The 13,116-nt window shown below is 62.9% G+C and carries 10 protein-coding genes; 7 read left to right on the plus strand and 3 right to left on the minus strand.

All coding sequences use genetic code 11. From position 1 onward, the window contains the following. The first annotated feature begins 15 nt into the window (after positions 1 to 15). The 4 genes from HB676_RS18025 to mdlC all read left to right on the plus strand — a co-directional run bounded on the left by HB676_RS18025 (position 16) and on the right by mdlC (position 4,976). Positions 16 to 1,191, plus strand: coding sequence for an acyl-CoA dehydrogenase family protein (locus HB676_RS18025; RefSeq protein ID WP_213739177.1), 1,176 nt, complete (start codon positions 16 to 18; stop codon positions 1,189 to 1,191). A gap of 9 nt (positions 1,192 to 1,200) precedes the next feature. Beyond that, positions 1,201 to 2,343, plus strand: a complete 1,143-nt coding sequence (locus HB676_RS18030) for a CaiB/BaiF CoA-transferase family protein (RefSeq protein WP_213739178.1) — start codon at positions 1,201 to 1,203, stop codon at positions 2,341 to 2,343. After that, positions 2,340 to 3,191, plus strand: coding sequence for a MaoC family dehydratase N-terminal domain-containing protein (locus tag HB676_RS18035; RefSeq protein ID WP_213739179.1), 852 nt, complete (start codon positions 2,340 to 2,342; stop codon positions 3,189 to 3,191). The genes HB676_RS18030 and HB676_RS18035 overlap by 4 nt, the downstream gene beginning before the upstream one ends. 171 nt (positions 3,192 to 3,362) lie before the next feature. Continuing rightward, entirely contained in the window at positions 3,363 to 4,976 is a 1,614-nt protein-coding gene (gene mdlC, locus HB676_RS18040) for a benzoylformate decarboxylase (RefSeq protein ID WP_249780308.1), read from the plus strand. 207 nt (positions 4,977 to 5,183) lie between these two features. Here mdlC and HB676_RS18045 read toward each other — a convergent pair whose 3' ends face one another. Together HB676_RS18045 and HB676_RS18050 are read right to left on the minus strand one after the other, a co-directional pair. Continuing rightward, on the minus strand, positions 5,184 to 5,978 hold the full coding sequence (locus HB676_RS18045) for an SDR family oxidoreductase (protein WP_213739181.1): 795 nt from the start codon (positions 5,976 to 5,978) through the stop codon (positions 5,184 to 5,186). 27 nt (positions 5,979 to 6,005) lie between these two features. Continuing rightward, on the minus strand, positions 6,006 to 6,701 hold the full coding sequence (locus tag HB676_RS18050; RefSeq protein ID WP_213739182.1) for a hemolysin III family protein: 696 nt from the start codon (positions 6,699 to 6,701) through the stop codon (positions 6,006 to 6,008). 168 nt (positions 6,702 to 6,869) lie between these two features. On the opposite strand from HB676_RS18050, the gene HB676_RS18055 reads away from it, so the two are divergent. Together HB676_RS18055 and HB676_RS18060 are read left to right on the plus strand one after the other, a co-directional pair. Next, entirely contained in the window at positions 6,870 to 8,339 is a 1,470-nt protein-coding gene (locus tag HB676_RS18055; RefSeq protein ID WP_213739183.1) for a YcjX family protein, read from the plus strand. Next, complete coding sequence (locus HB676_RS18060; RefSeq protein WP_213739184.1) at positions 8,336 to 9,370, plus strand: TIGR01620 family protein; 1,035 nt, start codon at positions 8,336 to 8,338, stop codon at positions 9,368 to 9,370. The genes HB676_RS18055 and HB676_RS18060 overlap by 4 nt, the downstream gene beginning before the upstream one ends. 94 nt (positions 9,371 to 9,464) lie before the next feature. Here the strand turns inward: HB676_RS18060 and HB676_RS18065 are convergent, their stop codons facing one another. Further along, positions 9,465 to 11,084, minus strand: a complete 1,620-nt coding sequence (locus tag HB676_RS18065) for a glycosyltransferase family 39 protein (RefSeq protein WP_213739211.1) — start codon at positions 11,082 to 11,084, stop codon at positions 9,465 to 9,467. Positions 11,085 to 11,339: 255 nt separating this feature from the next. Here HB676_RS18065 and HB676_RS18070 point away from each other — a divergent pair, with 255 nt between their 5' ends. After that, complete coding sequence (locus HB676_RS18070) at positions 11,340 to 13,064, plus strand: adenylate/guanylate cyclase domain-containing protein (RefSeq protein ID WP_213739185.1); 1,725 nt, start codon at positions 11,340 to 11,342, stop codon at positions 13,062 to 13,064. Positions 13,065 to 13,116 lie beyond the last annotated feature (52 nt).

Consider the following 13,116-nt stretch of genomic DNA (forward strand, 5'->3'; position numbering starts at 1 on the left):
GCCAGCCGAGTACCGATGACCGAAACAGTTCAAGACCAACAAGACGAACATGCCGAGATCCGCGACGCGGTGGCCAAGCTCTGCGCGCAGTTTCCCGGTGAATACTGGCGCAAACTCGATCGCGAGATGGCCTACCCCAAGGCCTTTGTCGATGCGCTGACGGAAGCCGGTTACCTCTCGGTTCTGATCCCCGAGGAATATGGCGGCGCAGGGCTGAAACTGTCGGCCGCGGCCGCGATCCTCGAAGAGATCCAGCGCGCCGGCTGCAATGGCGGCGGCTGCCACGCCCAGATGTACACCATGGGCACGCTGCTGCGGCACGGCAGCGAGGCGCAAAAAGCGCAATGGCTGCCGAAAGTCGCCAGCGGCGAATTGCGGCTGCAGGCCTTTGGCGTCACCGAGCCGACCAGCGGCACCGATACGACGTCGCTGAAGACCTTTGCCAAGCGCGAAGGCAATGACAGCTATATCGTCAACGGCCAGAAAATCTGGACCAGCCGCGCCGAACATTCCGACCTGATGATCCTCTTGGCGCGCACCACGCCGAAGGAGCAGATCAAGAAGCGCACCGAGGGCCTATCGGTGTTCATCGTCGACATGAAAGAAGCGAAGGGCAAGGGCCTGTCGATCAGCCCGATCCGCACCATGATGAACCACGCCACCACAGAAGTGTTCTTCACGGATCTGCGGGTGCCCGCCGAAAACCTGATCGGCGAGGAAGGCAAGGGCTTCCGCTACATCCTCTCCGGCATGAATGCCGAGCGGATTTTGATCGCGGCGGAATGCGTCGGCGATGCCAAATGGTTCATCGCCAAGGCTTCGAACTACGCCAAGGAACGCTCAGTGTTCGGCCGGCCGATCGGCCAGAACCAAGGCATCCAGTTTCCGATCGCCAAGGCCTATGCGTCGATGCGCGCTGCCGAATTGATGGTGAAGGAAGCCACCCGCAAATATGAGGCTGGAATCGATTGCGGCGCAGAGGCCAACATGGCCAAGATGCTGGCCGCCGATGCCTCTTGGGAAGCCGCCAATGCCTGCGTGCAGACCCATGGCGGATTTGGTTTTGCGGAAGAATATGATGTCGAGCGCAAGTTCCGCGAAACCCGGCTCTATCAGGTCGCGCCGATCTCGACCAATCTCATCCTGTCATATCTCGCCGAGCATGTGCTGGGCATGCCCCGCTCCTACTGAGAATCGAACATGCTGCCACTTGAGGGACTGACCGTCATAGCCGTCGAACAGGCGGTCGCCGCACCCTTCTGCAGCTCGCGGCTGGCCGATGCCGGCGCCCATGTCATCAAGGTGGAGCGACCCGAGGGCGATTTCGCGCGCGGCTATGACGCTGCCGCCAAGGGCCAGAGCAGCTATTTCGTCTGGCTCAACCGCGGCAAGGATTCCGTGGTGATCGACCTCGCCACCAAAGAAGGCCGCGCCGGTCTTGAGAAGCTGATCGCCGGCGCCGACGTGCTGCTGCAGAATCTCAAGCCCGGCTCGATGGACAAATTGGGCTTTCCGCTGGAGCGCCTGAAACAGGATTATCCGGCGCTGATCACCTGCACCATTTCGGGCTATGGCGATGACGGCCCCTACGCCGACCGCAAGGCCTATGATCTCCTGATCCAGGCCGAAAGCGGCCTCGCCTCGATCACCGGCGGCCCGGAAGGTCCCTCGCGCGTCGGCGTGTCGATCGTCGATGTCGCCACCGGCGCCACTGCACACGCCGCCATCCTCGAGGCGTTGATAGCGCGTTCGCGCAACGGCAAGGGCGCGGATATCCGGATTTCGATGTTCGACGTGATGGCAGATTGGCTCACCGTGCCGCTGCTCAATGCCGAAGCCGGCAACCCGCCGAAGCGGATGGGCCTCGCCCATCCCTCGATCGCGCCGTATGGCGTGTTTCGATCGAAGGACGGCAAGGACATCCTGATTTCGATCCAGAGCGAACGCGAATGGAAGAAATTATGCGCCGACGTGCTGGGCCAACCCGATCTGCCGAACGATCCCAGGTTTGCCAACATGGTCGAGCGCGTCCGTAACCGCGAGCTGACCGACAGCACGGTCGGCAAAAGCTTTGCATCGATGATGCGCGTCGACCTGCTGAAGCGACTGGCGGAGGCCGACATTGCGTTCGCCGAGGTCAACAGCATGGCCGATCTCGCCGTCCATCCACATCTGCGCCGAATCGAGGTGCATACGCCGAACGGTCCGGTGAGCTATCCCGCGCCCGCCGCCATTGTCTTCGACCAGCCGCGTCATTACGGCGCCGTGCCTAAAATCGGCGAGCAGCCGAGCATTGCCAAAGCTCCTGCCAAAGCTTCCTCTGCGAAGGCGAAATCCTCATGATCGACAAACCCGATCTCGACCATCTGCGCCAATGGATCGGCCGCACCAGCGAAGCCTCTGACGTCGTCACCGCGCAATTGGTGCGCGGCTTGCGTGCGACTTTGTTCATGGACATCGGCGATCCCAAAGCGGGCGACGCCTCGCCATTCACGACGCATTGGTGCCTCGGACAGCCGGTGTTTCCGATGGCGGAGCTCGGCCCCGACGGCCATCCCGCGCGCGGCGGTTTCCTGCCGCCGGTGCCGCTGCCGCGCCGGATGTGGGCCGGCGGCGAGCTGGAAATCCTGGAAGCCCTGCGCGTCGGCGACGAGGTGACACGCGTCTCGCGCATTTCGGACGTCACGATGAAGACCGGCAGCACCGGCGTGTTATGTTTTGTCTCGGTCGATCACACCATCACGACCCCGCGCGGCATTGCGATCCGCGAGCGGCAGGACATCGTCTATCGCGACGTATCGCCCGCGCCTGCGGCACCCGCCAAAGCACCTGCGCCGCCGCCGGTCGCGCAGCATCGCGAAACCCACATGGCCGACTCTGTTTTGCTGTTTCGCTATTCGGCGCTCACGTTTAACGGCCATCGCATCCATTACGACCGCGAATACGTCACCAAGGTCGAAGGCTATCCCGGCCTGATCTTCCACGGCCCGATGCAGGCCGCCTTCATGGTGGAATTCGGCGCCAAGCTGAACGGCGGAAAACCGCCGAAGAAATTCGGCTATCGCGGCGTGCAGCCGTTGTTCGAAGGTAGCGAGTTCAGCATCAACGCCAACAAGACCGATGCCGGCATGGATCTATGGACAGCGAATTCGGCGGGGCAGCCGACGATGAAGGCCAACGCCGTTTGGTGAGCTTTATCTGACGTTATTACGAGTTATTTGGCGTCATTGCGAGGAGCGTAGCGACGAAGCAATCCACCTATCCGCGCAGGAAGTATGGATTGCTTCGTGGAGTTTATCATCGGGCGCGCATTCGCGCGACCCGTTGGCTCGCAACGACGGGAACCATTTGAGGTCACGGCATTGTCCCGCAAACCCACCACTCCCATCACCGTCAAAGACGCCACGCTCAATCTGCTCCGCGCGTTCGGCATCAAGAAAGTATTCGGCAATCCAGGCTCGACCGAATTGCCGTTCCTGAGCGACTGGCCCGACGATATCGATTACGTACTGGGCCTGCAGGAAGCCTCCGTGATCGGAATGGCCGATGGCTATGCCCAGGCCACCCGCAATGCCGGCTTCGTCAATTTGCATTCCGCCGCCGGCGTCGGCAACGCGCTGGGTAATGTCTACACCGCGCACCGCAACCAGACCCCGCTGGTGATCACGGCGGGCCAGCAGGCGCGCAGCATCCTGCCGTTGCAGGCGTTTCTCTATGCCGAGCGCGCTTCCGAATTTCCGCGGCCTTACGTCAAATTCTCGGTCGAGCCGGCGCGCGCCGAAGATGTTCCGGCCGCGATCGCGCGGGCTTATTACGTCGCAATGCAGCCCCCGTGCGGGCCGACCTTCGTGTCGGTGCCGATCGACGACTGGACACATCAGACCCAGCCACTCGAAGCACGGCACGTCAGCCGGGAAACCAGTCCCGATCCCGATGCGATGAAGGCGCTGGCCGCGGCGCTCGCAACAAGCGAGCGCCCGGCCCTTGTGATCGGCCCCGGCGTCGATCGCGCCGGCGCGGTCGAGTTGATGGCGCGCGTCGCCGAAAAGACCAAGGCTGCGGTGTGGGTCAGTCCGTTTTCGTCACGCTGCAGTTTTCCCGAACGGCATCCGCAATTCTCAGGGTTCCTGCACGCTTCACCAGCGCAGCTTTCAGATGCGCTGCGCGACTACGATCTGGTCGTCGTGATCGGCGCGCCGGTGTTTACCTTCCACGTCGAGGGCCACGCCTCGATCTTCGATGGCTCAACCACGATCTTCCAGATCACTGATGACCCGACCGCGGCCGCGGCGACGCCCGTCGGCGCCAGTATCATCGCGACCATGAAGCCGGCGCTGACGATGTTGCTGGATTTGTTGCCACAGACAAAACGCACGCCGCCCAAAGCCCGCATCCTGCCGCCCGCGCCGGTCGCGGGCGATCCGATCCCGGTTGAGTTTCTGTTGCACACGCTCGCAGCCGCGATGCCTGACGGCGCCGTGGTGGTAGAGGAAGCGCCCTCGCATCGTCCCGCGATGCAGAAATTCATGCCGATGCGCGGGCAGGACAGTTTTTACACCATGGCGAGCGGCGGCCTCGGTTTCAGCCTGCCGGCCGCTGTCGGCATCGCGCTGGGACGCCCCGGCGTGCGCACCGTCTGCCTGATCGGCGACGGCTCTGCGATGTATTCGATCCAGGCGCTATGGACCGCCGCGCAACGCAAGCTGCCGCTGACCATCGTGGTGATCAACAACGCCGGCTACGGCGCGATGCGCTCGTTCAGCCAGGTGATGCAGGTGCGCAATGTCCCCGGCCTCGAACTGCCCGGTATCGATTTCGTGCAGATCGCGAAAGGCCTCGGCTGCGACGCGGTGCGCGTCACCAAGGCGTCGGAGCTGGCGGATACGCTGAAGCGCGGGCTGGCGCATGACGGCGTGAGTTTGATCGAGGTGATCGTGGACTCGTCGGTGCCGCTGCTTTATGCGCAGAAGAAGTAGGCATATGTAGCCCGGATGAGCGAAGCGACATCCGGGGCTTGATCGCGTTTTTTCCCGGATGTCGCTGCGCTCATCCGGGCTACGCTTTCCGATTTACACCGTCATTCCGGGGCGATGCGAAGCATCGAACTATGATGTGCAATTGCACATCATAGAATCTCGAGATTCCGGGTTCGTGTCTTCGACACGCCCCGGAATGACGAAAGACTACTTCCCATACCCTTCGCGCATCTTCGCCTGGATCTTCGCCATGCCTGCGATCCAGCGGTCGTAATTCTCGGTTTTCTTGCGCATGTAACCCGCGACCTGGGGATGCGGCAAAATCACAAACGTTTCCTGTTCCAGTCCGGCCAGCGCATCCTGTGCGACTTGTTCGGGCGAAAGGTCGCCGTCGCCGGATTGCGGACCCTTGGGAATCGACCGCAGCATGTCGGTGTCGACGCCCTGCGGACACAGGATCGACACCTTGATGCCGTCAGCCTTGTGCGAGATCGCCAGACTCTCGGCAAATCCAACCGCTGCATGTTTGGTGGTCGAATAGGCCGGGCTTCCGACCTGCGACAGCAATCCCGCTGCCGAAATCGTATTGAGAAAATAGCCGCCGCCGCGCGCCTTCATGCGCGGGATCAGATGCCGCGCGGCGTAGACATGCGCCATGACGTGGATCGCCCAGCTCTTCGCCCAGGGCTCGTCGTTGACGCCGCCGGCATTCACCGACATCGGATCGAACCCACCGCCGATCCCGGCATTGGAGCAAAACAACGCGATGGGACCGAATTGCGCTTCGGTTTGCTCGATGACATGGCGGATGTCTTCTTCACGCCCGACATCGCATCTGAAGGCGGCGCCATCGACCGAAGCAGCGACCGCTTGCGCGCCGGCGAGATCGAGATCGGCGACCACGACCTTGGCAGCGCCGGCACGGTGAAAGGCCTCGCACAGCGCGCGGCCGATGCCGTTGGCGCCGCCGGTGACAACCACGATTTTGTCACTGACCTGCATCGCAAACCCGTTTTTAAGAAATCAATCTCAGACCAGAATCAGGTCCAGCACCGCGGTATAATGACAGGCGGCGCCGAGCAGCACAAAGCTGTGCCAGATCACGTTCTGAAACCGAAGCCGCTGCCAGGCATGGAAGAAAACGCCGAAACTATAGAACAGGCCGCCTGCAACGATGAACCAGATCGCGAGCTGCGGCAGCGACGACAGGCCCGCATCATAGGCGATCAATCCGCTCCAGCCCATCGCGAGATAAAGCCCGACGGAAATCCGGTCGAAGCGGCCGGGGAAAAACAGCTTCAGCACGATCCCGACCGCGGCCACGCTCCAGACTCCGGCCAGCAGCGACATCGCGAACACGCGGTCCTGCAACTGGGCGAACACCGGCGTATAGGTCGCGGCGATCAGGATGTAGATCGCGGAATGATCGAAACGCCGCAGCAGCCATTTGCGGCGCGACACCGGCCACAGATTATAGGCCGCTGAAAATCCGAGCATCGCCAGCAGGCCAAATGCATAGACCGACACCGAGACCACTTCATAGGTGGAGGCGAACACGGCCGCCAGCACGATCAGCACGGTCGCGGCGATCAGGCCGCTCAGCACGCCGATCCCGTGCACGATGCCATCGGCGATCAACTCAGCGCGGTCGTAATTCCAGCGGATCGCGCCAGCCGCCGCGTGGGCCGATGTCGAGGCAAGTTGTTTCAATCGGAAGACGGTCATGGCGGCTCGAATAAGCATTAAAACGGCGGAAAGCGTAACGCCAGAGCGTCAATGAACCATAAAACCTCAATAGCGTCCTAAGTGTGAAACTTGATTTTGCTTAGGAAATAGCCATTTTCAAGCTGTTCTTTCGCCGATTGCCTCCGCAACCCGGGCTTTTCACGCCGCATGGCCTTTAGTTTTTCCGATATTGTCGAGGAAGCGCGCCTGTCGGCGCAGGCGTTGCGGGATTATGGCGACAGTCTTTTCAATCCGACGGTGCGGCTTGGCGTCACCGGATTGTCACGCGCCGGCAAGACCGTCTTCATCACGGCCCTCATTCATGGCCTCACCCGCGGCGGCCGCTTTCCGGTGTTCGAAGCCTTCGCTTCGGGGCGAATCGCCCGCGCCCGGCTTGCGCCGCAGCCCGATGATGCCGTGCCACGCTTCAATTATGAGAGCCATGTCCGCACCTTGATCGACGAGCGCCGCTGGCCAAACTCGACGGTCGATATCAGCGAATTGCGGCTGGTGATCGACTATCAGCGCCACAACGGCGCAGACCGCACATTGACGCTCGACATCGTCGACTATCCCGGCGAATGGCTGCTCGATCTGCCGCTGCTCAACAAGACCTACGAGCAATGGTCCAAGGAAGCTTTGGCATTGTCGCGCGAAGTGCCACGCGACCGGCTCGCGGCCCCGTGGCACGCGTATCTGGCGACGCTTAATGCCGAAGGATCCGCTGACGAACAGGCCGCACTCTCATCGGCGCGGCTGTTCACGGATTATTTGCGCGCCTGCCGCGATGAGCGTTTTGCGATGAGCCTGTTGCCGCCGGGCCGTTTCCTGATGCCGGGCAATCTCGCAGGCTCACCCGCGCTGACCTTTGCGCCGCTCGATCTGCCCGATCAGCGCGAGGCACCGGAGGGGTCGCTGTGGGCGATGATGGTCCGGCGTTACGAGGCCTACAAGGATGTCGTGGTGCGACCCTTTTTCCGGGACCATTTCGCGCGGCTCGATCGCCAGATCGTGCTGGTCGATGCGCTCTCGGCGTTCAATGCCGGGCCGGAAGCGCTGGCCGATCTCGAAGCGGCGCTGGCGGGGATTCTGGATTGCTTCCGGATCGGCCGCGGCACGCTGCTCAGCGCGCTGTTCCGGCCAAAGATCGACCGCATCTTGTTTGCCGCGACCAAGGCCGACCATCTGCATCACCAGAGCCATGATCGGCTCGAGGCGATATTACGCCGCGCGGTCGCCAAGGCCGTCGCGCGCGCCGAGGACGGCGGCGCCGAGATCGACGTCGTCGCGCTGGCCGCGATCCGCGCCACCCGCGAAGCGATGGTCGCGCGCGGACGCGACAAACTGCCGTCGATCCTCGGCACGCCGGCCGCCGGTGAAACGGCCAATGGCGAGACCTTTGACGGCAACACCGAAGTCGCGACCTTTCCGGGCGATCTCCCTGCCGATCCCGAGTTGTTATTCAACAGCGAAGCTGCGTTCCGCGGCCTCACCAGCGCCAGCGCCGAAAAGGCTGATTTTCGCTTCCTGCGGTTTCGGCCGCCGCTACTTGAGCATGAGGGACCGGACAGCCCCGCGCTGCCTCACATCCGCCTTGACCGCGCCCTCCAATTTCTGATCGGAGACAAACTGCAATGAGCGAGCGCCCCCAACACCGGCGGCCGGCGACCTTCAAGCTCGACGATCCCGGGGTGGTCGTGATGGATCCCGACGACACTAGCCGCCCGTCGCGCGGCACAATTCACGTCACACCGGAAGCCGATCCCGCGCTATTGCCGGTCCCGATCGAGGCGCCGCTATTGCCGGCGCGGCGGGGATTCCGCTGGGGCACGCTGTTCTGGAGCGCGACTGCCGGTCTCGTGCTGCTCGGGACCGGATTGAGCGTCACGCATCTGATCGAGGATCTGTTCGCGCGCAGCGAAAGCCTTGGCATTCTCGGACTGGGCTTTGCCTTTATCGCCGCGCTGGCGCTGCTTGTCGTGATTGCGCGCGAAACGCTCGGACTGATGCGGCTGGCGGCGATCGAGAAGCTGCATCAGCGCGCCGCAGCGGTTCTGTTGAGCGATGATCGCCCCGAAAGCCGCGCGATCATGCAAGATCTGCTGAAGATCGCGCACCAGAACCCGCAACTGGCGCGCGCCCGCGCCACGCTGCTCGGTCACGCCGACGACATCATCGACGGCGCCGATTTGATAAAACTGTCGGAGCGCGAACTAATGACGCCGCTCGATCAGGAAGCGCGGCGGCTGATCTCCTCGGCGGCGCAGCGGGTCTCGATCGTGACCGCAGTCAGTCCGCGCGCGGCGATCGACGTGCTGTTCGTGTTCGCGGCGTCGTTGCGACTGATCCGGCAACTGGCGCGGCTCTATGGCGGACGGCCGGGCGCGCTCGGCATGATCAGGCTGATGCGCCACGTCATCGCGCATGTCGCGATCACCGGCGGCATGGCGGCGAGCGACAGCCTGATCCAGCAGGTGCTCGGCCATGGTCTGGCTGCGAAACTGTCGCAGCGGCTCGGTGAAGGCGTGCTCAACGGGCTTCTTACCGCGCGGCTCGGCCTCGCCGCGGTCGACGTCACCCGACCGCTGCCCTTTACGGCGCTGCCGCGGCCGGCGCTGGGCGATCTCGCCAAGGATCTGTTGACGAAGCGCGATGTGGATCAGGCGTAATTTCTTCACCTCTCCCCTTGTGGGAGAGGTCGAAATTCGCGCGCAGCGGGAATTTCGGGTGAGGGGTTACGCTCTATCGATAGACCGTAACCCCTCACCCCAACCCTCTCCCACAAGGGGAGAGGGGGCACACCGTTGTCGGGGATAGATCGAATATACAATGCAACGACAACGCCGCTACGTACTGCGGCATTTGCACATCCCCCGCCAGCATGCGCCAGCCATACAGCGGCGAATCCGGCGGCGGTGACAATTCAGGCGTCCAGCCGGTCAGTTTTTCCAACGCGTAGGTATCGGCGACGATCCCGCGCCAACTGCGCTCGACCCGTTCGAGCGGCTCCCGGGTCGCCGTGGTGAAAGCCCAGAGTGGATTGGTGCTGAAATTATCGGGCTCGCGGCCGACATAAAGCCCGGGATGACCTTTGATCAGATTCATGCCGGGATCATGAAACCCGATATAACGTCCGCGCTCGTTGATCTGGATCACCGGCACACGGCCTGCGAAAAACCACCGCAGCATCGCGTAGGTCCGGTAGTCCGTGGTCGCGATCCAGGTCGCGCCGGTCTTTTGCAGTTCGGCCTCGGCCCGGCTCACGACCTGCTCGAAACCCGCTTCGCCGCCGATCGGATCGTTCTTGCCGATGAAATTGAAGGGGGTCGCGACATAATAAACAAAGACCCCGACGACGAAAGCGATGCCGGTCACGATCGCCGCGGCCGACCACCACACCGCCGATTTGACCATGCCCGTCCGGCCCTCGCGCCGCAGCATGACGATGTTGATCGCGGCTGCGGCAAATCCGATCGGCCACATGAACATCGGCCAGGTATCGCCGACCCGCAGCGTCAGCGATCGCCAGAAGAAATAGCAAAACGGCAAGAGCACGCAGGTCGACAACAGAATGGCCACCGCATCGCGCCGACGATAGCCCCGCGATGCGGTGATGACGAGCGCCGACAGCACCACCGGAAACGAGATGAATCCGACCAGCCCAAATTGCAAGCCGATGAAATCGCCGACGGTGCGCAGCGACCATCCATGGGTCGCGGTCGCGCGCACGAACTGGAATCGGAACGACGCCCAATCGTGCCCGGCATTCCAGATCAGCACCGGCGAGAACAGCGCGGCCGCGATCAGCGCCGCTGCCCAGGGATAGGGGCTGCGCAGCCAGCGCTCCCGCCAGTCCGGCACCAGCGCAAATGCCAGTACGGCCGGGATCAACATCACGGCGGTGAATTTCGACAACAGCGCCAGCCCACCGAATGCGCCCGCGGCCAGCCACCAGCGTGCATCCTGGCTTTCCCAAAGCCGGATCAGGGCCCACACCATCGCGGTGGCGAACGGGATCATCGCGACGTCGGGCGACACCTTGGCCATCAGCAGGCCGTAATAGAGTGCGGCTTCCGGCAACAGCACGACGACGATCACCGCGCGCCAATCATGCGTGACGCGGCGCACGATGTCGGCGAGCAGCAATTGCATGACCAGCATCGCCAGGATGCCGGCAAAGCGGACCCCGAGATTGGTATCGCCGAAGATCGCGGTGCCGAACCGGATGAACCAGGCGATCATCGGCGGGTGATCGAGGAAGGAGAGCACATTCTCCTTCGACCAGGTCCAGTAATAGGCCTCGTCGGTGCGCAGATCGATCAGGCTGGCATAGGTCAGCCGCAGCGCCGTCAGCGCCACGATCAGCGCGGCCACGGCAAGCAATGGCCGAAGCGCCGAACTGTCCGGCTCAGAACGATCCGGCTTGGGGAGGCTGCAATCGGGCGAAGCAATCGTCACGCGGCTTTGTCCTCGACTCGTCCGGTGGTGTCAACTTGAGGCAAAATTCAATCGCCCCGGATAGAGCGAGGAAATACACGACGAAGAAAGATCTGGCGAGGAAAGGTGGTCGTTCACGGAATTAAACCCTACACTCGTGGTCTATTGTATTATCCGATGGAATCGCATCACCGAACCGGCATGACGTTAACCTGGGCCCAATTAGAAAAGTTCTTGCGCGGCGTCAGCGCCCGGCAGATTCGCCTGGTATGCGGGCTGGTGTTGTTTGCCTATCTGATCAGTCATTTCCTCAACCATGCGCTCGGCAATGTTTCGCTGGATGCGCTTGCCGTTGGTGTTCATTACCACATCCTGTTCTGGCAGTTTCCGCCGGTCGCGATCGTATTTTACGGCGCCATACTGGTTCACGGCGGTCTGGGGATCTGGGCGCTCTACCAGCGCCGGCAATTCAGCTGGAAGGCCATGGAGCCGCTGCAGCTGCTGCTCGGATTGAGCATCCCGGTACTGGCGGCTGCCCATGTGGTCGGGGTTCGGCTGGCCCATATGCTGTTCGGGACGGAGAGGCTGTATCCGCAGGTGTTTTACGCGGACTGGGTGGTCGCGCAGCCCAAAATGTGGCTGCTGTTGGCGCTCTTTGTCGTGGCCTGGATTCACGGCTGCATCGGGCTTTATTTCTGGCTGCGGATGAAAGCGTTCTTCCAACGCACTGCACCATTTTTACTGGCCGCGGCGGTGTTGTTGCCGACGCTGGCGATGCTCGGTCTCTATCAGGGCGGCCGGACCGTGATCCGGGACAGCGCCAGCGCCGACTGGCGGGCGCAAAATCTTTCGCAGCGCAACGTCCCTACCCCAGTTGAAGCGAACACCCTCGACAGCATCATGGCACGTTTCCTGGCCGGCTATTTCGGCCTGATCGGATTGGCCCTGGCAGCCAGAGGGGTGCGCGCGCTGCACGAGCGACGCGGCGGCACCATCACACTGTCCTATGGTAACGGCCGGACAATTCGGGTGCCTAAGGGGCTCAGCATCCTGGAGGCGAGCCTGCGGCACAGAGTTCCGCATGCCAGCGTCTGCGGCGGGCGCGCCCGCTGCTCGACCTGCCGCATTCGCGTGATCGGAGACTGCACCGCGCTGCCGGAGCCGTCGCAGCGGGAGGCCTTCATCCTCGACCGCGTCGGCAGCAACGCCGATCCGGCGATCCGCCTCGCCTGCCAGTTGCGGCCGGAGAACGATCTATCGTTCTTCCAGATCTTCCTGCCGCATACCGCCGCGGACGGCAGCCATTCATCGCCCTCGCGGATCGGCGAGGAGCGTTATCTCGTCAGCATGTTCGTCGACATGCGCAGTTCCACCAAGCTCGCGGAAAACCGCCTGCCGTTCGATACCGTCTTCATCGTCAACCGCTTCCTCGGCGCGGTATCGCAGGCCGTGATCGAATGCGGCGGCCAGCCCAATCAGTTTCTCGGCGACGGGCAATTGGCCCTGTTCGGGCTTCGGACGTCAAAGCAAACCGCCTGCCGCCAGGCCATCAAGGCCGCCGCCATGATCGGCGCCAATGTCGCGGAGCTCAATCGGTTTCTCAAACATGATTTGCGCGAGCCGATCCGCTTCGGCGTCGGCATTCACGGCGGCGAAGTGATCGTCGGCGACATCGGCTACCGCGATCACATGGTGTTCACCGCCCTCGGCGACGCCGTCAATGTCGCCGCACGGCTGCAAGACATGACCAAGGCGCTCGGCTGTGAAGCCGTGGTGTCGGAAGAAGTGTACAAGACGGCCGGCGTTTCGGCCGAAGACCTGCCGCAGCAGGAAGTCGAAATCCGCGGCCGCACCGTACCGATGATCGTGCGCACGGTCGCAAGCACCACGGCACTGTCGCCGCTGACCGACGCGGCCCTCGCTTAGGGCGCTTCTCACTGGCTCCATCCTTCGAGACGCGGCGAAGACGCCGCTCCTG

The organism is Bradyrhizobium sp. dw_411 (assembly GCF_018449695.1).
GTDB lineage: Bacteria > Pseudomonadota > Alphaproteobacteria > Rhizobiales > Xanthobacteraceae > Bradyrhizobium.

What these genes read in the sequence shown, in the direction of transcription:
- HB676_RS18025 (WP_213739177.1), top strand. Translation starts at nt 16, where the DNA reads ATGACCGAAACAGTTCAAGACCAACAAGACGAACATGCCGAGATCCGC.
- HB676_RS18030 (WP_213739178.1), top strand. Translation starts at nt 1,201, where the DNA reads ATGCTGCCACTTGAGGGACTGACCGTCATAGCCGTCGAACAGGCGGTC.
- HB676_RS18035 (WP_213739179.1), top strand. Translation starts at nt 2,340, where the DNA reads ATGATCGACAAACCCGATCTCGACCATCTGCGCCAATGGATCGGCCGC.
- HB676_RS18045 (WP_213739181.1), bottom strand. Translation starts at nt 5,978, where the DNA reads ATGCAGGTCAGTGACAAAATCGTGGTTGTCACCGGCGGCGCCAACGGC.
- HB676_RS18050 (WP_213739182.1), bottom strand. Translation starts at nt 6,701, where the DNA reads ATGACCGTCTTCCGATTGAAACAACTTGCCTCGACATCGGCCCACGCG.
- HB676_RS18055 (WP_213739183.1), top strand. Translation starts at nt 6,870, where the DNA reads ATGGCCTTTAGTTTTTCCGATATTGTCGAGGAAGCGCGCCTGTCGGCG.
- HB676_RS18060 (WP_213739184.1), top strand. Translation starts at nt 8,336, where the DNA reads ATGAGCGAGCGCCCCCAACACCGGCGGCCGGCGACCTTCAAGCTCGAC.
- HB676_RS18070 (WP_213739185.1), top strand. Translation starts at nt 11,340, where the DNA reads ATGACGTTAACCTGGGCCCAATTAGAAAAGTTCTTGCGCGGCGTCAGC.